Source organism: Altericroceibacterium indicum, assembly GCF_009828105.1.
Taxonomy (GTDB): domain Bacteria; phylum Pseudomonadota; class Alphaproteobacteria; order Sphingomonadales; family Sphingomonadaceae; genus Altericroceibacterium; species Altericroceibacterium indicum.
Genome location: NZ_WTYQ01000001.1, coordinates 258541 through 279142, shown reverse-complemented (window position 1 = coordinate 279142; position 20602 = coordinate 258541). Strand labels below are relative to the sequence as shown.

The 20602-nt window shown below is 63.8% G+C and carries 21 protein-coding genes; 7 read left to right on the top strand and 14 right to left on the bottom strand.

Going from position 1 to position 20602, the window contains the following annotated elements:
- Window positions 1-3: 3 nt before the first annotated feature.
- The 4 genes from GRI39_RS01410 (at window position 4) to GRI39_RS01395 (ending at window position 2758) form a co-directional block, all read left to right on the top strand.
- Complete coding sequence (locus GRI39_RS01410; protein WP_160737909.1) at window positions 4-534, top strand: flavin reductase family protein; 531 nt, start codon at window positions 4-6, stop codon at window positions 532-534.
- An 87-nt stretch (window positions 535-621) separates the two neighbouring features.
- A complete protein-coding gene (locus tag GRI39_RS01405; RefSeq protein WP_160737908.1) occupies window positions 622-1305 on the top strand; it encodes a 3-oxoacid CoA-transferase subunit A in 684 nt (227 codons plus the stop codon).
- Entirely contained in the window at window positions 1302-1961 is a 660-nt protein-coding gene (locus GRI39_RS01400) for a 3-oxoacid CoA-transferase subunit B (protein ID WP_211371389.1), read from the top strand. Before GRI39_RS01405 ends, GRI39_RS01400 begins: the two co-directional genes overlap by 4 nt.
- Entirely contained in the window at window positions 1961-2758 is a 798-nt protein-coding gene (locus GRI39_RS01395) for an enoyl-CoA hydratase/isomerase family protein (RefSeq protein ID WP_160737907.1), read from the top strand. The genes GRI39_RS01400 and GRI39_RS01395 overlap by 1 nt, the downstream gene beginning before the upstream one ends.
- 14 nt (window positions 2759-2772) lie before the next feature.
- On the opposite strand, the gene GRI39_RS01390 is transcribed toward GRI39_RS01395, so the two are convergent.
- From GRI39_RS01390 to GRI39_RS01345, 10 genes are all read right to left on the bottom strand, one after another.
- Window positions 2773-3765 carry an NAD(P)H-dependent flavin oxidoreductase gene (locus tag GRI39_RS01390; protein WP_160737906.1) on the bottom strand — a complete coding sequence of 331 codons (993 nt, stop codon included), beginning with the start codon at window positions 3763-3765 and terminating at the stop codon, window positions 2773-2775.
- Window positions 3750-4529 carry an enoyl-CoA hydratase-related protein gene (locus GRI39_RS01385; protein ID WP_160737905.1) on the bottom strand — a complete coding sequence of 260 codons (780 nt, stop codon included), beginning with the start codon at window positions 4527-4529 and terminating at the stop codon, window positions 3750-3752. Before GRI39_RS01385 ends, GRI39_RS01390 begins: the two co-directional genes overlap by 16 nt.
- Complete coding sequence (locus GRI39_RS01380; RefSeq protein ID WP_160737904.1) at window positions 4526-5944, bottom strand: 3-hydroxyacyl-CoA dehydrogenase NAD-binding domain-containing protein; 1419 nt, start codon at window positions 5942-5944, stop codon at window positions 4526-4528. Before GRI39_RS01380 ends, GRI39_RS01385 begins: the two co-directional genes overlap by 4 nt.
- Window positions 5941-6363 (bottom strand): biotin/lipoyl-containing protein, encoded by a 423-nt coding sequence (locus GRI39_RS01375; protein ID WP_160737903.1) that lies wholly within the window; start codon window positions 6361-6363, stop codon window positions 5941-5943. The genes GRI39_RS01380 and GRI39_RS01375 overlap by 4 nt, the downstream gene beginning before the upstream one ends.
- Window positions 6360-7727 (bottom strand): acetyl-CoA carboxylase biotin carboxylase subunit, encoded by a 1368-nt coding sequence (locus tag GRI39_RS01370; RefSeq protein WP_160737902.1) that lies wholly within the window; start codon window positions 7725-7727, stop codon window positions 6360-6362. Before GRI39_RS01370 ends, GRI39_RS01375 begins: the two co-directional genes overlap by 4 nt.
- A complete protein-coding gene (gene accB / locus GRI39_RS01365; protein WP_160737901.1) occupies window positions 7727-8212 on the bottom strand; it encodes an acetyl-CoA carboxylase biotin carboxyl carrier protein in 486 nt (161 codons plus the stop codon). Before accB ends, GRI39_RS01370 begins: the two co-directional genes overlap by 1 nt.
- Before the next feature lie 50 nt (window positions 8213-8262).
- On the bottom strand, window positions 8263-10779 hold the full coding sequence (locus GRI39_RS01360; RefSeq protein WP_170324273.1) for a TonB-dependent receptor: 2517 nt from the start codon (window positions 10777-10779) through the stop codon (window positions 8263-8265).
- Window positions 10780-10830: 51 nt separating this feature from the next.
- Entirely contained in the window at window positions 10831-11577 is a 747-nt protein-coding gene (locus GRI39_RS01355; RefSeq protein WP_160737900.1) for an SDR family NAD(P)-dependent oxidoreductase, read from the bottom strand.
- A gap of 3 nt (window positions 11578-11580) precedes the next feature.
- Window positions 11581-12657 carry an LLM class flavin-dependent oxidoreductase gene (locus GRI39_RS01350; RefSeq protein WP_245978771.1) on the bottom strand — a complete coding sequence of 359 codons (1077 nt, stop codon included), beginning with the start codon at window positions 12655-12657 and terminating at the stop codon, window positions 11581-11583.
- A 77-nt stretch (window positions 12658-12734) separates the two neighbouring features.
- The gene (locus tag GRI39_RS01345) at window positions 12735-13112 is read right to left on the bottom strand and encodes a nuclear transport factor 2 family protein (protein ID WP_160737899.1); all 378 of its coding nucleotides are present in this window, start codon (window positions 13110-13112) and stop codon (window positions 12735-12737) included.
- 350 nt (window positions 13113-13462) lie between these two features.
- On the opposite strand from GRI39_RS01345, the gene GRI39_RS01340 reads away from it, so the two are divergent.
- The 3 genes from GRI39_RS01340 to GRI39_RS01330 all read left to right on the top strand — a co-directional run bounded on the left by GRI39_RS01340 (window position 13463) and on the right by GRI39_RS01330 (window position 16310).
- The gene (locus GRI39_RS01340; RefSeq protein WP_119593981.1) at window positions 13463-14173 is read left to right on the top strand and encodes a TetR/AcrR family transcriptional regulator; all 711 of its coding nucleotides are present in this window, start codon (window positions 13463-13465) and stop codon (window positions 14171-14173) included.
- A 131-nt stretch (window positions 14174-14304) separates the two neighbouring features.
- Entirely contained in the window at window positions 14305-15054 is a 750-nt protein-coding gene (locus GRI39_RS01335) for a glucose 1-dehydrogenase (protein WP_160737898.1), read from the top strand.
- An 11-nt stretch (window positions 15055-15065) separates the two neighbouring features.
- Entirely contained in the window at window positions 15066-16310 is a 1245-nt protein-coding gene (locus GRI39_RS01330) for an MFS transporter (protein WP_160737897.1), read from the top strand.
- Here the strand turns inward: GRI39_RS01330 and GRI39_RS01325 are convergent.
- The 4 genes from GRI39_RS01325 to GRI39_RS01310 are packed head-to-tail and all read right to left on the bottom strand — an operon-like array spanning window position 16296 to window position 20602.
- Window positions 16296-17750: a pyruvate carboxylase gene (locus GRI39_RS01325; RefSeq protein ID WP_160737896.1), complete on the bottom strand. Its 1455-nt coding sequence runs from the start codon at window positions 17748-17750 to the stop codon at window positions 16296-16298. The genes GRI39_RS01330 and GRI39_RS01325 overlap by 15 nt on opposite strands.
- Before the next feature lie 39 nt (window positions 17751-17789).
- A complete protein-coding gene (locus GRI39_RS01320; RefSeq protein ID WP_160737895.1) occupies window positions 17790-18287 on the bottom strand; it encodes an acetyl-CoA carboxylase biotin carboxyl carrier protein in 498 nt (165 codons plus the stop codon).
- 6 nt (window positions 18288-18293) lie between these two features.
- Window positions 18294-19397, bottom strand: coding sequence for an acyl-CoA dehydrogenase family protein (locus GRI39_RS01315; protein ID WP_160737894.1), 1104 nt, complete (start codon window positions 19395-19397; stop codon window positions 18294-18296).
- Between the two features lie 14 nt (window positions 19398-19411).
- A complete protein-coding gene (locus GRI39_RS01310; RefSeq protein WP_160737893.1) occupies window positions 19412-20602 on the bottom strand; it encodes an acyl-CoA dehydrogenase in 1191 nt (396 codons plus the stop codon).

The following is a 20602-nucleotide window of genomic DNA, read 5'->3' as shown; positions in this document are numbered from 1 at the left end:
CCAATGTCAAACAGCAAAATCGAACCTCCCTGTCCCGAAACCCACCGCGCCCAGTTCGTCACGCAGATGCGGCGCGTGCCGGGCCCGGTTGCGATCGTCTCATCGGCCGATGGGGAAGAGCGCACCGGCATGGCGGCGACCGCCTGGAACTCGCTCTGCGCCGATCCGCCGCTGATGCTCGTGTGCGTCAACCGCAATGCCAGCGTTCACGCGCTGATCGGACGCACGCGGCGATTCTCGCTGAACCTGCTTGCCGCCGACGAGGCAGAGACCGTAGCGATCTTCTCCGCGCAGAGAGGGAAGCAAGGTCGCGACCGTTTCGAAGCGGGCAAATGGGCCGATTCACCGGGTGGCCAGCCCTTCCTGAACGGCGCAACCGCCTCGTTCGAATGCGAACTTCTCGATAGTCACGTCTACGAAACGCACGAGATTTTCATCGGCAAGGTCCGCCACATGGACATGGCCGAAACTGCCGATCCCATGCTCTATTTCGACGGCGCCTTTTGCCGCGCCACGCCGCTCGGCGGTTCGTGAAGGCTACCAGCAGCGAAAGACGGCTTGCGATAATTTCCACCAGTTCTATTGTATCCGAAATTTTATCGGAATTTGGAGAGGCAGCAGGTGATCGACAAACAGGTTAGGACAGTCGCCGAGGCACTGGAAGGGCTGCAGGATGGCGCGGCCATCATGATCAGCGGCTTCGGCGAGGCAGGTGTCCCCGCCGAACTGATCGACGGTGTCGTGGCGCAAGGGGCGTGCGACCTCACGATCATCAGCAACAATGCGGGCACCGGCGATGTCGGTATCGCTGCGCTCATCGGCGCAGGCCGGGTGCGCAAGGTCATTTGTTCCTATCCGCGCATGGTGGGCTCGCGCCATTTCGAGGAGCGCTATCGCGCTGGCGAGCTTGAGCTTGAGCTGGTCCCGCAAGGCAACCTTGCCGCGCGCATTCAGGCTGCAGGCTCGGGCCTCGGGGCGATCTTCACGCCAACCGGCTACGGCACCAAGCTGGCCGAGGGCAAGGAAACCCGCGAAATCGACGGGCGCCAATACGTGCTCGAATATCCAATTCAGGCCGATGTCGCCCTCGTCAAGGCCTACAAGGCCGACCGCTGGGGCAACCTCGTCTACCGCAAGGCCGCGCGCAATTTCGGCCCGATCATGGCCATGGCTGGCAAGACCACCATCGTCCAGGTCGAGGACATCGACCCGCTCGGCACGCTTGATCCCGAGACCGTGGTCACCCCCGGAATCTTCGTGGACCGCATCGTCCGGATTGCAGATGCAGGAAAGGCCGCAGCATGAGCGCCGCAGATACCATCCAGCGCCTCGACAAGCAGCAACTCGCCAGGCGCGTGGCGCGTGACATCCCCGAAGGCGCCTATGTCAACCTGGGGATCGGCCTGCCGACGCAGGTCGCCAACTATCTCGATACCGCTGGCGACTATTTCCTGCACAGCGAAAACGGCATCCTCGGCATGGGGCCCGCTCCCGATGAGGACCACATTGACTGGGACCTCATCAACGCCGGCAAGCAGCCCGTCACGCTGCTGAATGGCGGCTGCTTCTTCCATCACGGCGACAGCTTCTCGATGATGCGCGGCGGCCATATCGATATCTGCGTCATGGGTGCCTACCAGGTCTCCACCCGCGGAGATCTCGCCAACTGGCACACCGGCGATCCCGACGCGATCCCCGCCGTGGGCGGCGCCATGGACCTCGCCATCGGAGCCAAGCAGGTGTTCGTGATGATGAACCTGCTCACCAAGACCGGTGAGAGCAAGCTGGTCGAGCACTGCACCTATCCGCTGACCGGGCTTGGCTGCGTATCGCGGATCTACAGCGAGCTGGGCGTGATCGACCTCGGCCCGGACGGGGCGAAGGTCGTGGAAATGGTCGACAACCTGACGCTCGAGCACTTGCGCGAGATGACCGGCGTCGACCTCACGATGGCCCAGTGATGTACGGCAAGGAAAGCACCGATGCGGTGCGGTTCGGCGCATTCTCGGTCGAGTTGCAGGACAATGGCGTTGCGCTAGTCACCTTCTCGCGCCCGCCGGTCAACGCGCTTTCGCTGAAGACCTATGAGGACATTCGGGAGTTCGCCGAATTCGTTTCGGGTAACGACCGGGTCAAGGTCATCGTGCTGACCGCCCCCGACGACGCACGCGCATGGTGCGGCGGCGCTGATCTTCGCGAATTCGAGGGCATGACAGCGGCCCGGCGCAAGGAACGCTACGATTTCATCAACGAGTGCCTGCCGCAGTTCCACCGCATCGACCGGCCGATGATTGCCGCGATCCGCAGCGCCGCCATCGGTGTCGGCGTGATGCTGGCAGGCATGTGCGATCTGCGCGTGGCCAGCAACGATGCGCGGATTGCCTGCCCCGAGGTCGACTACGGCCTGATCGGCGGCAGCGCCGGGCTGCTCGCCAGCCTGCGGATGCCCGAGGCCAAGGTGCGCGAGATGGTCTACACCGGCCGCGCCTTCACCGCCAAGGAACTCGAAAATACGGGCTTCTTCAATTACGTGGTGCCCTCTTCAGCCGTCCTGCCACTGGCGCTGGATCTGGCCGACACCATTGCGGGTAAGTCGCTGCCCGCGCTCAAGGCGCGGAAGCTGGCCTCGCTGATGTTCGAGGGGCCCGAGTGGATGGACGCCTATCTCACGGCGCAGGAAGCATCTTCGGCACTGGTCGAGAACCCCGAGAGCAACGCCGCGGTGCGCGCCGCCCTTGGCAAGGAACCAGAGGCGTGAGTGCAGACCAAGCGCTATCCGCCGACGAGCATCCCGGTCAGTCTTGCGGCGATGATGTCCCGCGCTTCGCGCATCATGCGTGAAATCAGCGCATCACAGGTCGGAATGTCGTGGATCAGGCCCTGCGCCATGCTCGCCCAATAGATGCCGCTGTCGAGATCGCCGCTCTCCAGCAAGGCCTTGCCGCGCTGACCTGACACAAGGTCGGCAACGTCCGCAAACCTGGGATCGTCCCGACAGGTGCGCGCCAGCACTTCCTGCGACACGGCATTGCGCCCAACACGGGCGCTGTTCCTGAATGGGCGCAGGATAATATCCGTCTGGCGCTCGTCGTTGGCGACATAGGCGGCCTTCACCTTGTCGTGAATTTCCGCCTCCTGCGTGGCGCAGAAGCGCGTGCCCATGTTCACCGCCTCGGCGCCGAGTGCGAGCGCGGCGACCAGTCCGCGCGCATCGGCAATGCCGCCGCTGGCAATCACCGGGATTTCCAGCGCATCGACTGCGGCCGGAATGAGGACAAGGCCGGGGATGTCATCCTCGCCCGGATGGCCTGCACATTCGAAGCCGTCGATCGAGATCATGTCGACACCGCGCCGCTGCGACGAGAGAGCGTGCCGCACCGAGGTGCACTTGTGAATGATCCGGATGCCGCGCGCCTGAAGCATCCTCCAGACCTCGCGCACCTCGGGCGTGCCGGCGGTTTCGACAATGTCGATCCCCGCATCGGCGATGACATCGACAATCGCGCCATAATCAGGCGGGCGCATGGTCGGGAAGACCGACACGTTCACTGCGAACGGCGCCGAAGTCAGCGCGCGGCACCGGGCGATTTCGTCAGCGAGGGCGCGCGGTGTCGGGAAGGTAAGCGCCGTGAGCATGCCGAGCCCGCCCGCCTGCGAAACGGCTGCGGCGAGGCGGGCGCGCCCGACATTCTGCATGCCCCCCTGAATGATCGGGTGGCGAATTCCGAGAAGCTCGGTGACGCGGGTCTTCAGCGGCCCAGCCATTCCGGCGCCCGCTTTTCGAGGAAGGCGGCGACGCCCTCTTTTTTGTCGGCGGTGCCGAACAGTGCCGCGAAGGCTTGCCGTTCCATCGTCAGATGAGCGCTCTGCTCCGTCTCGAAAGCGGCGCGCACCATCGCCTTGCCCTGCTGCATAGCCACGGGTGCGCGGGCTGCAATCTTTGTCGCAAGCGCGAGCGCGGTCTCCAGCGCCTTGCCGGTTTCCACGACCTCGCAGACCAGCCCCGCCGCAAGCGCTTCCTGTGCGGTAATCGGCTCGCCCAGCAGCACCATCTTCATGGCGCGCGTGCGACCGACCAGACGCGGCAGGGTCGCGGTTCCGCCCGCGCCCGGAATGATGCCGAGATTGGTTTCGGGCTGACCGAACTTGCCGCTCTCGCCACTGACGGCAAGGTCGCAGCACATCACCAGTTCGTTGCCCGCACCCAGCGACCAACCCTCCACCGCCGCGATCAGCGGCTTGGGAAAGGCCCGGATCCGCGCCCATAGGCCGGGCCGCGGATCGGCCAGCGCTCCATCGGTGTCGCGCTGCACCAGTTCGTTGATATCTGCGCCTGCGGCAAAGACCTTGTCCGAACCGGTGATGACGGCGGCGCGCACGTCAGGGTCGCTTGCCACCGCGTCCAGCGCATCGGCCACGGCGGCCAGCAGATCGGTTGCCAGAGCATTGAACTTCTCCGGCCGGTTGAGCCGCAGCAGCAGCACCTTGTCGTCGCGCTTCTCGCGCAACAGGATGTCGGAATTGCTCACGGCGCGCTCCAATATTGTGACGGACTATACATCGGCTGCCCCGTTGCGGCGGCGATGTTCTGGAGGATGGAAACAAGGGTGTCGCGCCCGATCCGGTCGGCGAAGGAGAACGGGCCGAACGGGTAGTTCGCCCCGAAGCGCAGCGCGGAATCGATGCCCTGTTCGTCAGCGACCTGCTCGAACGCCGCATCGGCGGCGGCATTGGCAATCTGGGCCAACGTGCGGCACACGATCAGTCCGGGCCGATCGGCCAGACGCACCGCCGCCCGCCCAAGGCCCGCCGCAACCGCCTGCGCCATCTGCACCGCGCGCTCGTCGGATACGCTGTAGCCAATCGGACCGTCGCCATCGGGGGCGATCAGGTCGAACAGCACGACCGGCTTGCCCACCGCCCTTGCCTCGCCTGCGGCGGTCCTGCCGCGTGTCAGGCCGATGAGGACGCCATCACTTTCAAGTAAGGTTCCGGCCTTCAGGCCAAGCACCCTTTTGGCAAGATCACGGTCGGCATCGCTTGCCTCGGTCAGCCTGGCGATCTCATCGCTGGTGCCCTGCCCGTCGTCGTAGCTGTAGACGCCCCGTCCGCTCTTGCGCCCCAGCCACCCTGCGTCGACCAGTGCGGCCTGCCGCAGCTGGGGGACGAAGCGCGTCTGGCCGAAATAGGAATCGTAAACCGAGCGGGCGACCGAGAAATTCACATCCTGCCCGATCAGGTCCGTCAGTTCGAGCGGCCCCATGCGAAAGCCGTTCGCGCGGAACAGGGCGTCGATCTCGTGCGGCTGCGCGGCCCCCTCATTGAGCGCGGTGAACGCCTCGCCATAAAACGGGCGCGCCACGCGGTTGACGATGAAGCCCGGCACGTCGGCGACCGGAATGGCAACCTTGCCCCAGCCCGTCGCTGTCGCGGCCACCCTGTTGGCGACTGCCGGATCGGTCGCCGGGCCAGAGATGACCTCGACCAGCTTCATGACGGTGGCCGGATTGAAAAAATGCATGCCACAAAACCGGCCCGAATTCCGCAAGGTGCGCGCCAGTCGGCCAATCGGCAGCGACGAGGTGTTGCTGGCAATGATCGCCCTATCGTCGAGCACCTCTTCGAGCCCGGCAAACAGGCTTGCCTTGATCTCGGCGTCCTCAATCACGGCCTCGATCACAAGCTCACGATCCGCCATGTCGGCCAGATCGGAGACCCATTGCAGACGCCCAAGCGCCTCGTCACCCTGCGCTCCGGTCAGCTTGCCCTTCTCGACCAGCCGCGCGATCGACTTGCCGATCCGCGCCTCGCTGCCCTTGAGCGCTTCTGCGCTAACGTCGAACACCTTCACATCGGCGCCGCGCTGCGCGGCGATCTCGGCAATGCCCGATCCCATCGCTCCCGCGCCGCAGACGCCAATGCGTGTGGCTATCTGTGCTGTCATGCTGCTTCCACTATCTGAAGGATCGTCATGCCGAACTCGACAAGCTCGCCCGGTGCGGCATCCACCGCGACAACGCGCCCACCGCGAGCCGCCGTAATGTCCGTTTCCTCATCGAGAACCGAAATCCGGGCCAAGGCCTCCCCGGCGGCAACATTCGTGCCGGGCTGCGCCGCCCAGACGAGCGTCGCGACATGCGGAGCCGTGATGGCGCTCGCCTTGGCCGCTGCGGCAGGTGCCGGCACTTCGTCCAGCTCTGCACCAGCGAACATCGGGTTGGGCCCACCACCCTCGCGGGCAATGAACAGCTCGAAATCGTCGGTCGCAACGTGCAGTTCCAGCCAGTCGCTTTGCAGCATGGCATCCATGAACGCGCGCGCGTTGTCGATCGCTGCGGCGGCGGGGTCGCTCTTGCCGGTCATGCCGCATCCTTTCCGAATTGCGGCAGAACCACCTGTTCGAGCCAGCGGGTGTGAATGGTGTTGGCGACAAAATCCGGATGCGTGGCGATCGCGCGCTGGAGCCCCAGCGTCGTCGGCACCCCCTCGATCACGAAGTCGTCAATCGCGCCGACCAGCCGGTCGATGGCCTCGGCCCGGTCCTTGCCATGGGCGATCAGCTTGCCGACCATACTGTCGTAGAATGGCGGGATCATCGCGCCTTCGGCCATGTGGCTGTCGAGCCTGATCCCCTCGCCTGTCGGGGCATCCCACCGCGTGATGCGGCCCGGTGACGGCGCGAAATCACGCGCGGCGTCCTCGGCATTGATGCGGCATTCGATCGCATGGCCGGACAGCACAACGTCATCCTGCCCGACCGACAGGCCCGCACCGCCCGCGATGCGGATCTGCTCCTGCACGAGATCGAACGAGGAGATCATCTCGCTCACCGGATGCTCGACCTGAATGCGCGCATTCACCTCGATGAAGTAGAATTCCTGCCGCTGCACGTCGAACAGGAACTCGGCGGTGCCTGCGTTGCGATAGTTGACGCTGGCAGCAAGATCGATGGCGGACTTGTGCAGCTTCGCGCGCAACTCGTCGGACATGGCCGCGCAGGGGGCTTCCTCGATCAGCTTCTGATAGCGCCGCTGCACCGAACAATCGCGCTCGCCGAAATGGAGCACCTTGCCCTGCCCGTCGCCCATGAGTTGGACTTCGACGTGGCGCGCTTCGGGCACGAAGCGCTCCATGAACATGGTGCCATCCCCGAAGGCAGCTTCGGCTTCGGCGGAAGCGCGCTGGAAACCGGCCTCCGCCTCGTCGCCATTGTTGGCAATGACCATGCCGCGACCGCCGCCGCCCGCCGCCGCCTTCAGCAGGACCGGATAGCCGATACGGTCGCCCTCACGGCGCGCATCGGCGCCGCTGGCGATATTCTCGCTGCCCGGAACAAGCGGCACCCCTGCCGCCGATGCCATGGCTCTTGCCTGCAACTTGTCGCCCAGAGCCTCGATCACATCGGGCCGTGGGCCAACGAAGGCAATGCCATGGTCTTCGCACAGGCGGGGCAGGATCGCCCGCTCCGACAGGAAGCCGTAACCGGGATGCAGGCCATCGCAGCCGCTCTCGCGCGCCGCGTGAACGACAAGGCGCGGATCGAGATAGCTTTTGGCGGCGGAGGCGGGCCCAAGCACCACGGCCCGGTCCGCCATCTTCGCTGCCGCGCTTTCCCAGTCCGCGTCGGATACCGCGACAACGGTTTCGATATTCAGGGCCTGCGCAGCCTTCACGACCCGCAGGGCGATCTCGCCTCGATTGGCGACGAACAGACGTTTGATAGCCATCAGTCCGCTCGCACCGCGAACAACGCCTGCCCGGCCTCAACCATGGCGGTGTCTTCCACTAGCACCGCCTCAACCGTGCCGCTGACTTCGCTGCGTACCGTAGTAAACAGCTTCATCACCTCGATCAGACACAGCTCTGCCCCCTGTTCGACCCGCTGGCCCACTTCCACATAGGGCGCGGCTCCGGGCTTCGGCGAGCGGTAGAAGGTGCCCAGGTTCGGCGCGACAACGGCGACGGTTCCCTCGGGCAGGCCATCGGCAATCTGCTCCGCCGGTGGCGGGGCGGCAGGTGCCTGAGCCTGCGGCGCCTGCTGCGGCGATGGCGATGCAGGTCGCCTGCTTGCGGCGGGCGCTGACGGCGCGTGATCGGTATGGGACAGGAGGAGTTCGAAATCTCCTCTGCGTATGTGCAACTCGCGCAGGCCGGAGCGATTGAACTCCTCGATCAGGTAGCGCAGGTTTTCGGGAAGAGCTGAATCCGCCATGTTTCCTCAAGATGCGGGCGGCCGGCCGAACCGACCGCCTCTGGGGACACTTAGTACTTGAAGTCGAACGAGATACCGTAGGTCGCGGGCCGACCGCGATACCGGATCAGGGTATCGAGGAAGGTCGAGACCGCGGTGACGTACGATTCATCGGTAACATTGCGCCCGAAGACCGACACGCGCCAACGATCGTTCTGGCTGGCGATGCCCGCACGCAGGTCGAGCGTGGTGTAGTCGTCGATCACGAAGTCGTCGGCCTGCAGTACGCTGGTCTCGAACGTCGCGTTCTGCTTGCCGGTGTAGACCACCGTACCGCCGATGAAGCCATCGATGTCACCGCCCAGGCTGGCCCGGTACTGAATATCGACATTGGCGCTGAACTCAGGCGTGTAGGGAAGCTTCGAGCCGCTGAAGTCGCCGGTGAACCCCGCCGCATTGTAGACGGCCAGACCATCAGGCGTCTGCGAATAGTTGCCGGTGACCTTGCTCTGCAGGTAGGTCGCGCTGGTCGAGAAGTTCAGCCCGTCCACCGGCTCCCCGGTGAACTCGCCTTCGAGCCCCCAGATATAGGAACTGGGGACATTGAGCAGCTTTTCGAGCAGGCCGAACACGGTATCCTGCACACGGCCGCGCACCTGCTTGTCGGAATAGTCGTAATAGAAGCCGGCGGCATTCAGTTGGTAACGGCCCTGACCGAGCGGTGCCTTGAAGCCGGCTTCATAGGCGACCACCTTTTCCTGTTTTGCAGGCGTGTACTGGTTGGTCCGCGATGCACCGATCGCGGAATAGATGCCCGCCTTGTAGCCTTGGCTGACGGTCGCATAGATCAGCGTGCCGCCCGAGAACTGGTAATTGGCGCCAAGGCGGAACGAGACGTTGTCCTCATCGAAGCTGGTCAGAACCGGATCGATGGTCGAGGCAGCCGTGCCCAGCAGGATATCGCCCGAGGTCGGGAAACACTCGCCCGGGTTGATGGTGATCGGCACGCTGTTGAGCGCGGAACCGAACAGCGTCGCCGCCCCCTGCCCCGTGTCGATCGCGGGGTCGTTGTAGCAATAGGACGCGCTTAGTTCATTCTTGGTGTAGCGAATGCCGCCCTGCAACCTGAGGTCAGGCAACACCTCCCATTCCACATTGCCGAAGGCGCTGTACGACTTCTGCTTGGAGCTGAAGTTGTTGAGGGTGATCGAGATGAGATCCGCGTTGCCCGAATAGGCGCCGAGGTAGAAGAAATTGTTCTGCTCGGTTTCGATGTTGTCGTAGCTCGCGCCGACGATCCAGTTCACCAGATCGCTATTGCCGGCAACGCGCAGCTCCTGGTTGAACGTCTTGACATAGCCATCGAGCGGAACGTCGACCACCCGTGCGGTGGTTCCATCGAGATCCTGATTGTAGGCGAGGTTTTTCTCAGCCAGCGCGGTGATCGAGGTCAGGGTGATCGTGTCGGACACATCGAAATCGCCGCGCAGCGCGAGCTGGTAATAGTTGTTGTCCGATTTGCTCAGCAGGCCCGGAGTCCATTCCCCGTCGCGCGCATTGTCGCTGATCGGCGTGCCCAGTGCCGCATTGGCTCCGGCAGCGACCTCAGGGTCGCTGCTCGCCAAGCGCCCTTCTAATACTGCACGACGCCCGAGGAAAGACGCGTCGTAGCCGGGGCTCGTCGGGTCGGTCAGCTGCTGATAGCGCGTGGCATCGACATAGCCATAGGGGTTGCCGGACGCATCCAGCTCAGCCTGCGAGCCGTAGATATTGAAGATCGTGCCCGCATATTGCGGAGCGAGCGGATCGGACTTGTCCAGCGCGCCTGTCGCCATGAAGCGAAGGCGGACGGCGGGGGTTGGCTCGAAGTCGAGCGTCAGGCGACCTGCGAGCTTGCGCTCGGTCCCGTTCTCGTCGTTGGGCCGCGAAAGGCTGCGCTGCCATGCGCCGCCCGTCACGCCCTTGACGGCCAGACGCCCCTTCAGCGTATCGGACAGCGGACCGCTGACAAAACCTTCCAGCTCGAACCGGTCGAACCGCTCGTAGGAGGCTGAGGCTCCGGCTTCGAAGGTGTTGGTCGGCTTGCCGACCACATAGTTGATCGCGCCGCCGGTCGAACTTTGGCCGAACAGCGTGCCTTGCGGCCCCTTCAGGACTTCAAGCCGCTCGATATCGAGATCGAGACCGTCGGACATGGTCGGAACGTTGCGCGGAATTTCATCGCTGTAGATCGAGACCGAGGGGGCCGCGCCGAACGTCGCATCATAGAGGCCGATGCCGCGCAAGGTGTAGACCGGGGTCGAATAGAGCGACTGGGTGAAGGTGAACCCCGGAACGAGCTTGGCGAGATCGTCGGGGCCGGAGATGCCGCGATCGGCAAGCGTCTCGGCGCTGGCGGCCTGGATTGTCAGGCCGACGTCGTTGGCTGCCTGCTCCCGCTTGTTGGCGGTAACGATGATCGTACCGGGAGCGGAGCTGCGCTGCTGCGCATCTTCACGATCGGAACCGGAATTGTCCTGCGCATGCGCCGGAATGGCCAGAACGGCCATTCCGGCGCATGCCGTCCAGAGATACTTCGAATCTCCCATTGCACTTCTCCCAATGTCCCCTTTTCTAAGCGGGGCTCGTTGTAACTGTCTTCAGCCTGCGATCATCGCTCCATCGATGACGTGTTCGGCTCCACTCACGAAACTTGCGTCATCCGAGGCCAGGAACAGGACGAGGCGCGATACCTCGTCCGGTCTGGCCAGACGCCCCAGCGGAATTGCCTCCTTCGCCCCGCCGCCTTCCTCGTCGGTTGCGGCGATCATCATCGGGGTGAGGATGTAGCCCGGATGGACCGAGTTCACCCGGATGCCGGCATGGCCCCACTGCGCCGCGATGAGCTTGCTCATCCCGCGCACGGCGAACTTGGTCGAACAATAGGCCGCATTCGATGATGCCCGTGTGCCGATCATTCCGGCAATCGACGAGATGTTGACGATCGAGCCGCCGCCCGCATCGATCATGCCGGGCAGCACGGCCTTCATGCCCAGAAAGGTGCCAAGCTCGTTGACCCTGAACACCTCGGTGAACTCTTCGGCCGTGAAATCGAGTATCCCTTTGACCGGGCCGATGATCCCGGCGTTGTTGACGAGGACGTTGACGACACCAAACGTCTCGCTGGCGAGCTTCATCACCGCGTCCCAGCCAGCAGGATCTCCGACATCGTGCCGGATCGCGACGGCATCTGCGCCAAGGTCCTGTGCGATGGCATCGATGGCATCGCCATTGATGTCGGTGAGCACCACCTTTGCGCCCTCCGCCACGAACATGCGCGCATGAGCTTCGCCCATGCCCTGCCCGGCACCGGTGATGACCGCGATCTTTCCTGCCAGCCGACCCATGACTTAAGCCGCTCCGGCTTCCTGATCGACCCCGACATGCGGGATAACCTCGTTCGCCAGCAGGTTCATCGAATGCTCCCACGGTTCGGGGTTGTCGATGTAGTCGTGGCTGTAGATCAGCAGCGTACCGAAAGGTCCGCCCAGCTCATCCACCCAGTGATTGAGCTTCTGGCGCACGGTTTCGACCGAGCCGACGATCCACACATGCTCGGCCAGATATTCCGCATCCACGTCCGCCGGATCGACATTGGGGTCGTTCACCAGCCCGCCCAGCACGCCGAAGCGCTCGTAGGTCGGCTTGAGGTATTCGTTCCAGGCGAGGCCGATGCCGCCATTGATCGCGAGGTCGCGCGCCTCGGCATCGGTGTCGGCGACGATCACATCGCGCACCACGCGGTGAGCCGACCGGTCGGACTGGCGGCCCCCCTTGGACATCTCCTCGCGATAGGTCTGGAAATGGCTCTTGAGGAACTCGTTGCCCGCATAGACCGAGGCCGGGATGAAGCCGTTCCTTCCGGCAAAGCCGATCGAAGGCGACGGGGCCGAAAGCCCGGTCATGGCCATCTGGATATCATTGTTCCACGGACGAACGTCGCGCAGATGTTTCTTCCCGTCATTTTCGGGGAAACCGGCGTTCCAGTATTTGCCTTCGAAGTGGAATGGCTCCGCCTTCCATACCCGCTCCATGATGTCGATAGCTTCGAGCATCATCTCGTGGTTCTGCTTCATGTCGGTGATACCGCGAAGCGCCGCGTCGGTCGGATAGGCACCGGTCGCAACGCCGAGCATATACCGGCCTTCGAGGATCTGGCTCAGCCAGGCGGTCTGCACGGCCAGCGTTGCCGGGTGGTGATAGGGCAGCAGGTGCGCCAGCGGGCCGAACTTGATCTGCTCGGTCTGTAGCGCGGCAGCGGCAATCACCAGTTCGGGGCTGGGAATGCCCTCCCAGTTGAGCGTGCCGTGTTCGCCGACCCAGTATTCACTGAAACCGATCCTGTCCGCATGGACAGCCTGCCGCAGCGCCCACTCGAAAACCTGCCGCGGGGTCCGCTCAGGCCTGACGAAGGGCGTTTGAAACATTCCGACTTTCATTGCGATCTCTCCACTCCGGTATGTTGTTTGGTCCGGTGTTCTGTTTGCCAGGGCCGACCGACCGGTCAGCCGTAATCCTTCCATTCGACGAGCAGGCCCTCGTCGTTGAAGCGCATGACGCTGCAGAATTTGAGACGGAAACTCTCGCCCGCAGCGCCGAAGCCGGGCAGGTCGACCTTCGTGGTGCCGACGTACCAGGATTCGAGCACCACCATGTCGCCATGTTCGGTGATCCGCTCTGCCGGCTCGAAGTGCCGTTCCGTCATATAGTCGGAAACAAAGGCTTCGAGGGTTGCGATCAGTTCGTCCCGCTTGTTCAGGGCGAACCCGCGATTGAAATGGGCAAAGTCCAGATCTTCGACGATGAGCGCACGCAGCCCCTCAAAGTCCTGCCTGTTGTAGGCGTCGACCAGCCTCTTCGCACACTCGGCGGGACCGGTCATCGCCCGGCCTCCGCCATCAGCGAGACACGCCCGGCAGGGACGATGCGAAAGCAGGGCTTGCAGCCTGAAATCATAAGCTCTCTCCACCAAGGGCTTTGCGCCCCTTTTCTGTGATGCTCGGTCTATCCAGCTAGGCTCGCAGCGTCAAATAAAATCGAAAAATATTCGGAAAAAGTCTTCCGAAGGCCGATTGGGCGCCGGAATGCAGGACCTCCCGCCCCGCCCTCTCCGGCCAACTCCGCAACGGAATATGCGCCGCAAATCGCGATCGGGGCTGTACGGTCGCTTGAAACTTGACGCGTCGACACAACAGTGCAAAATCGACGAAATTTCCGAAATTGGGGCGAAAATTGGCCAGCGAAGCGAGTATTGAACCCGTATCTTCCAAAACTGCGGAAGCTACTGACTGGGACCGACTGATCGAGGACGTGATCGTCCGCTCGACAAGAGAGTCCGAACGCAAGCAAGACCGCAGCCGACGGACCGAAAAGCAGATCCTCAACGCCGCCCTGCGCGTTTTCGGCCGCGATGGCATCTCGCGCGCACGCATCGCCGATATCGCCGCCGAAGCCGGCATCTCGACCTCGACGCTCTATGAGTATTACGCGAGCAAGGAAGACCTCGCCTACGAGATTCCGATGACGCACCTGTCGGAGTTCTTCGCCTCGTTCCGCGATGCGACCACTGCGGAGATGACGGCGCGCGAAAAGATGCTGGTCTATCTGACCATGTCGGCAGACTATGCGCGCGAGCACTCCGAGTGGGCGCGCCTGCTCTATCTGGAAATTTGGCCGAGCGTATTCGTTGGCGAAACGGGGCTGCAAGCCAATATCGACGACTTCACCCGGATCATCCGCCACCTTGTCGAGCAGGGCATGGAGGAAGGCTGGATCAGGCGCGACACCAACAAGTACGAGACGGCCGCACTCATCGTCGGCAGCGTCAACCAGACCATCATCACCTGGCTGCTGTACCGCAAGCCGAAGAACCTGACCAAAGCCGGAGTCGAAATGGCCGAGCGCATTATCCGAATGCTGGAACTCGAAGCCGCCCAGACCTGAATCGGGGCGCCCACAGCCGACCCGGAAAATGGAAAAATTTTCGGATTTCCTGCCGAGGTATGGATTTCCTCCTCAGCATCGCTAATCTCACCCAAAATTTTCCGATTTAGATTCGGTTTGGGAGAGTTGAGATGGGACGGCTTGAAGGTAAGGTCGCAATTATCACCGGCGCGGCTCAGGGCATGGGCGCAGAACATGCGCGCCGCTTTGTCGCCGAAGATGCGAAGACGGTATTCACGGATATCAATGCCGATGCCGGTGCCGCGCTCGAAGCAGAGCTCGGCGATGGGGCGATGTTCGTGCGCCATGATGTCGGTAGTGAGGCCGACTGGGCAGCCGTGATAAAGGCGACCCATGAGAGGTTCGGCCCGGCCAATGTGCTGATCAACAATGCCGGAATTCTGGGGCCCGGCGCGAAGGCCGCCGATCTTTCGCTCAGCGATTACGAAAAGGTCTGCCAGATCAACCAGACCGCGATTTTTCTCGGGACCAAGCACGTGATCCCCTCGATGATCGAAGCGGGTGGCGGCTCCATCGTGAATATCTCTTCGATCTCCGGGATCGTGGCGATCTATGGCACCCCCAATGTCGCCTATGCGGCCAGCAAGTTCGCGGTTCGCGGCATCACCAAGCAGGTGGCCATCGAATATGGCGAGCACAACATCCGCGCCAACTCGGTCCACCCCGGCTATATCCGCACCCCGATGATGACGGCGGCGCTTGATGACGAGCAGATCAAGGTCGCCAGCGGCTCGGTTCCGATCAAGCGGGTCGGCGAAGTCGAGGACGTGTCGAACCTTGCGGTGTTCCTCGCCTCCGACGAATCCGGCTTCATCACCGGCAGCGAATATATCATCGACGGCGGCCTTACCGCGCTGTGACCCCGGCAGGCTTGCCGGCGCAAACGCGCGGCGGGGAATGGCGGCGCAACTGGCCGCTGGTCATCCTCACCGCGCTGGCGCTGACCAGTTCTCCGGCCACGCTCCCGGTCTATTCGATCGGCGTCCTGACCGGACCGCTTGAAGCGGAATTCGGCTGGAGCCGGGCGACCATCCAGGCCGCGATCACCTTCAGCACCGGGCTCGGCTTCTTTGGCGGGCCGCTCGGAGGCTGGCTGGTCGAGCGGTTCGGCGTGAGGCGGTCGATCCTTGGCGGCATTGTCGGACTGGGCGGCGCGGTTCTGGTCTGCGCCGCCATGACGGGCAGCGCCTGGCAGCTTTACCTGCTCTATGCGGCGATGGCCCTGCTCGGCGCGGGAGCGGGCGCGGTCAGTTGGACGTTCCTCATTGCCGACCGCTTCGTCAGGAGCCGCGGGCTGGCGCTTGGCGTGGCCTTGTCGGGCACGGGCCTTGCCGCCTTCATCACCCCGCGCATTGCCGTTGCCGGGCTGGAATGGGGTGGATGGCAAGGAGCCTATATCTGGCTGGCCGGATTTTGCCTACTGCTGATCCTGCCGCTGTGCCTGTTGGGCCTGCCACGCGGAACGGGCGGGCATCGTGCCGGGAGCCTGCCCGAGACAGAGCTGCCGCGAGCCGGACTTACCCTGGGCGAGGCCGTGCGCGGCCATCGCTTCTGGCTCATCGGCGTGGCGACGCTCTGCATCTATGTGGCTGTTGGCGGGCTCATCCCCAATCTGGTGCCGGCGCTCACCGATAGCGGCCTGTCGCAAGGCGAGGCCGTCTCGATCATGGGCTTTTTCGGTCTGGCGATCGTCGCCGGGCGGATTCTGGTCGGCTTTTTCGTCGACATCTTCTGGGCACCGCTGGTGGCTTCAGCAGTGCTCATACCCGCCGCAATTGCCTGTTTCCTGATCCAGCAGCCGCTTGATTTCGTCGCCTATGCCATGGCCGCAATGGCCATCGGCATGGCGACGGGGATGGAGTTCGACATGCTCGGATTTCTGGCCGCGCGCTATCTCGGCCTTGCCCATTTCGCCCGCATCTACGGACGGCTCTACATCTTCGTTGCGCTGGGAGCGGGGCTTGCCCCTCCGGCCTTCGCCTTTGCCTATGATACTTTCGGCAACTATGGCTGGCCGCTCACCATTTCGGCTGGCCTGCTGTTGCTCGGCGCGGGATGTTTCCTCGCGCTCGGCCGGTATCCCGCTGAGCGCGAGCTCGCCTTATCGGCGCAGTGAGATATCCATCCCGGCCGTCTTCACTTCGACCACCGGGCTATTGGCGATTTCCATCAGCTTGCGCGCCTGTTCAAGCTCGGGCGACGACAGCAGCGGATAGTCACGCCGAACCGGCCCTGCCGCGCGCATCTTGTCGATATCGGCCTGCGGAACCGTCGCCCGGTAGATCAGTTCGTCGAGATCCTCGGTCCCGTATTGCTTCTTGAGCTCGTCGAGATCGGGATCGGCGGGAGGATTATCGAGCACCTCCCTGGCGCGCGGTGAGCTCATGATGCGGTCCATCACCTCGGGGTCGACCGGGGCCACCGTCTCGCCGTAGAAGCCAGCGGCGTACTGCACGACTTCGTCGGGCACCGTGCCGTAGCGCTTGCCGGTGACGATGTTGAGCACCGCCTGAATCCCCACCAGCTGGCTGAACGGCGTCGCCATGCCGGGATAGCCGAGATCGCGGCGAACAGCGGCCACCTCGTCCAGCACGTCGGACAGGCGGTCGGTCATGTTGTGCTGTGCAAGCTGCGCCTTGAACGTACCCATCATCCCGCCCGGAATCTGGTGCTGTTCCGAAAAAGCGTCGTATTCGGCAAATTGGTCGATGAGGAACCCGGCCGACTGGCCGACCGCGCGGAAATGATCGGCGACGGGCTGGAACAGGCTCTTGTCGAGCGAGTGGGTGTGCCCTTTCAGCTCCATATTGCGCGCGGTAATCTCGGTCGAGGGCACCGAAGGGCCGTTCGCCATCGGCTTGCTGGCCGTGTGCAGCACGCTGACCCCGAGATCCACCGCATCGCAATAGGCCTTGCCCGAAAGGCCAAGCAGGTTGTTGGCGTGGAACTCGATCGGCTTGCCGTTGGCCTGCGCCACCAGCTTCGGCAGCAGGCCTTCGAGCCGCTCCTTCTCCAGCACACCGGCGGTGTCGTAAAGCAGGATGGAATCGATGTCCGGGCTCGCGGCCAGCTGGCGCACCTTGTCGGCGAAGTAGTCGTTCGTATGTACCGGCGAGAGCGCGAACATGATCGCGCCCGCCACCTTGGCATCGGCTTCCTTGGCGACCTTGGCGAGCCGCAGCATGTTGTCCATGCCGAACAGCACATCGTAGATCCAGAACGAGCGGATGCCATGCGCGCACAGACGGCGCACCCACAGGTCCATCAGCGCGCGCGGGCTGACGCTGAAGGTGACATTGGCATTGGCGCGCAACCCTGCGCGCAAAGGCGTCTCGGGCATGGCTTCGACCAGCAGGTCCAGCCCTTCCCAGTAGTTTTCCTGACAGTAGCGGGTCAGGACGTCGAGCATGCCGCCGCCTGTCAGATCGATCGTCGAAAAGCCCGTCTTATCGAGCAGTGGTGCGACCGGCAGCGCCATGCCGGCGCGCATGCGCAAGCCCCAGAGGCTTTGCTGACCATCCCGCATGGTCTCGTCCAGAAATTCAACATGAGCCATTGTCAGTTCCTCTCGCCAACCATCTGGTCGGTCGGTAAATTATGCGAGTTCGATATACATCAGCGGCTGGCCGCCTTCGACCAGTTCGGCATCGGCGGCGGCGATGTGGCGGACGGTGCCCGCCTGTTCCGCTCGTACCGAGGTAAACAGCTTCATCACTTCGATCAGACACAGCTCGGTGCCCGCCTGCACCTGCTGCCCCACCTCGACGAAGTTCGGCGCACCGGGCTTCGGCGAGCGGTAGAACGTGCCGAGATTGGGCGCCTTGACCACGGCCCAGGCCGGGTCGATGTCGCTCGGCGGAGCGGACGCTGGCAGGGCCGCTATCGGTGCGGGCGATGGTGCCGGTGTCGCTGGGTGCGGCTCAGGCTCTCGCCGGGGAGCCGCCGGTTGCGCGGCTGCCCGCTCGGGGCCACCTTGCGGGGTTGGCGACAGGTTGACGCTGATCTCGTCGCTGTGGAGGCGCAGGCTTTTCCAGCCGCCCTGCTCCATCAGGCCGGTCAGGATTTCCAGATCGCGCAGGAGCTTGCTGTCCATGGCAGATCAGGCCACTTCGCGCGCGGCGAGTGTCTCGGCAACCACGCGCTCATAGTGCCAGGCACGGCTGCCCACGGCGTGCTCGATCACCTGCGCGCGGCGCAGGAACCGGTGCAGGCCCAGTTCCCACGTGAAGCCCATGCCGCCGTGGATCTGGATCGCATCGTTGCAGGCGTTGCAGGCAATCTCGCCGCAATAGGCCTTGGCCGCCGAAGCCGCGCTGGCGCGATCTTCGGCATCTTCCGAACAGGCCCAGAAGGCATAGTGCGAGGTCGCCTTGCCCGCCTCGACCGCAACCGCAAGGTCAGCACAGCGGTGCTTGATCGCCTGAAACGAACCGATCGGCTTACCGAACTGCTCGCGCTCGCAGGCATAGGCGACGCTTCGTTTCAGCATCACCTCGGCAATTCCCATCGCCATGCCGGACTGGGCCGTGGCGCCAAGATCGATGAGCGTATCGAGCGCGCCGGGCGATCCCTCGCCCAGCAATTGAGCAGAAGCGACGGCCACGTTGTCGAATGTCACCCGGCACAGGCCCGCCGAGGGGTCGATGTCTGCATGCGGCTCAACCGTCACACCGGGCGCATCGGTCGGCACCAGCGCCAGCGCCGGCGCGCTTTGCGTTCGGGTGACGACAAGCAGCATCTGCGCAACATCGGCCCCGGCCACGGCGATCTTCCTTCCCGTCAGCCTGCCATCGTGCAGCCCGCATTCGGCAAACACCGGATCGTTGCCGCGCCCCAGCTCGGCCGAGGCAATCGCGATGGCGGTTTCGCCCGCAGCAATGTCGGGGAGCAGCTGCGCGCGCTGTTCGACATCGCCCAGCCGGTTGACCGCCTCGGTGGCGACAAGCGTCGATGCAATGAGCGGCGGCGCAAGCCCCGCCCCCAGCGCCTCAACCGTGGGCGCAAGGTCCACGAAACCGAGGCCAACGCCCCCATGCTCTTCCGCGACCAGAAGGGAGAACAGGCCAAGCTCTGCCAGCGCCGCCCAGACCTCTCCATCGCTGTCGCGGGAAGGGTCGGGACCGGTCAGGGCGGCATGATCGGCAAGGACCTGTCCGACCGTTTCGCCGAGACTGGTCTGCTCTTCGTTGAACAGGAAATTCATCTGCGGTCCCTCCCCTACCTCGGCAACCCGAGCATGCGCTCGCCGATGATGTTGCGCTGGATTTCCGACGAACCGGAGTAGATCGAAAATGCCTTCGATTGCAGGAAGCTGGTCTGGAACCGTCCGCCTGCCATGGCATCGTCATCGCCTTCGGACAGCACCGCCGCCGGGCCGAGAATATCGAGCGCCGCCTCGTTCATGCGCTGCGCGGCATGGCTCCAGTACAGCTTGATGACCGATGCGTCGGGCCCGCGCTCGTCTCCGGCGAGAATGCGGCTGAAGCTCTTGAGCGCCACCAGCCGCATCGCCTCGACCTCGACGATCGAGCGGCCAAGCTTCTGGCGCACGACCGGATCGTCGGCCAGCACGCCATTCGCGGTCGGTTCGACAGCACAGACTTCGAGCAGCTTTTCCAGCTCCTGCTTGAAGCGGACCTGTCGGCCAAGGCAGTCTTCCGGCCCGCGTTCGTAGGCGAGCGTCGTCATGGCGATGCGCCAGCCGTCGTTCTCCTGCCCCACGAGATTTTCCACCGGCACTTCGACATCTTCAAAGAAGGTCTCGTTGAACTCGGATTCGCCGGAAATCTGCCGCAGCGGACGGATCGAAATGCCCGGACTGCTCATGTCGATCAGCAGGAAGCTGAGGCCCTTGTGCTTGGGCGCATCGGGATCGGTCCGCACCAGCGCAAAGCACCATTGCGAATACTGCGCGTAGCTGGTCCAGATCTTCTGGCCGTTGACGACATACTTGTCGCCCTTGCGCACCGCCTTGGTCCGCACCGAGGCAAGGTCGGAACCGGCATTGGGCTCGGAAAAGCCCTGACACCAGAACTCCTCATTGGCGATGATCGGCGGCAGGAAGCGATCCTTCTGCGCCTGGCTGCCGTGATGCAGGATCGTGGTGCCAGCGAGATTGTGGCCGATGATGTTGAGGCTTTCGGGTGCCTTGGCGCGGGCCATTTCCTCGGCAAAGATGCCGCGCTCGACCAGCGTTGCCCCGCGCCCGCCATACTCGACCGGCCAGTTGATACCGGCCCAGCGGCCCGAACTCAGCTTCTTGTCCCAATCGCGCCGGAAGAGATAGCGCTCTTCCTCATCCTCGGGTTCGAATACCGTTTCGCCCCAGCCTTCGGGCAGCGCGGTGGCCAGCCACTCGCGCAGTTCCAGGCGGAACCTGTGCTCCTCATCGGTGTAGGTGAAGTCCAT

Coding starts and splice junctions, on each gene's coding strand:
- GRI39_RS01360 (WP_170324273.1), bottom strand. CDS start 10,779: ATGGGAGATTCGAAGTATCTCTGGACGGCATGCGCCGGAATGGCCGTT.
- GRI39_RS01390 (WP_160737906.1), bottom strand. CDS start 3,765: ATGGCTGGGCCGCTGAAGACCCGCGTCACCGAGCTTCTCGGAATTCGC.
- GRI39_RS01320 (WP_160737895.1), bottom strand. CDS start 18,287: ATGGACAGCAAGCTCCTGCGCGATCTGGAAATCCTGACCGGCCTGATG.
- GRI39_RS01335 (WP_160737898.1), top strand. CDS start 14,305: ATGGGACGGCTTGAAGGTAAGGTCGCAATTATCACCGGCGCGGCTCAG.
- GRI39_RS01375 (WP_160737903.1), bottom strand. CDS start 6,363: ATGACCGGCAAGAGCGACCCCGCCGCCGCAGCGATCGACAACGCGCGC.
- GRI39_RS01410 (WP_160737909.1), top strand. CDS start 4: ATGTCAAACAGCAAAATCGAACCTCCCTGTCCCGAAACCCACCGCGCC.
- accB (WP_160737901.1), bottom strand. CDS start 8,212: ATGGCGGATTCAGCTCTTCCCGAAAACCTGCGCTACCTGATCGAGGAG.
- GRI39_RS01370 (WP_160737902.1), bottom strand. CDS start 7,727: ATGGCTATCAAACGTCTGTTCGTCGCCAATCGAGGCGAGATCGCCCTG.
- GRI39_RS01315 (WP_160737894.1), bottom strand. CDS start 19,397: ATGAATTTCCTGTTCAACGAAGAGCAGACCAGTCTCGGCGAAACGGTC.
- GRI39_RS01395 (WP_160737907.1), top strand. CDS start 1,961: ATGTACGGCAAGGAAAGCACCGATGCGGTGCGGTTCGGCGCATTCTCG.
- GRI39_RS01345 (WP_160737899.1), bottom strand. CDS start 13,112: ATGACCGGTCCCGCCGAGTGTGCGAAGAGGCTGGTCGACGCCTACAAC.
- GRI39_RS01350 (WP_245978771.1), bottom strand. CDS start 12,657: ATGTTTCAAACGCCCTTCGTCAGGCCTGAGCGGACCCCGCGGCAGGTT.
- GRI39_RS01380 (WP_160737904.1), bottom strand. CDS start 5,944: ATGACAGCACAGATAGCCACACGCATTGGCGTCTGCGGCGCGGGAGCG.
- GRI39_RS01355 (WP_160737900.1), bottom strand. CDS start 11,577: ATGGGTCGGCTGGCAGGAAAGATCGCGGTCATCACCGGTGCCGGGCAG.
- GRI39_RS01310 (WP_160737893.1), bottom strand. CDS start 20,602: ATGGACTTCACCTACACCGATGAGGAGCACAGGTTCCGCCTGGAACTG.
- GRI39_RS01400 (WP_211371389.1), top strand. CDS start 1,302: ATGAGCGCCGCAGATACCATCCAGCGCCTCGACAAGCAGCAACTCGCC.
- GRI39_RS01325 (WP_160737896.1), bottom strand. CDS start 17,750: ATGGCTCATGTTGAATTTCTGGACGAGACCATGCGGGATGGTCAGCAA.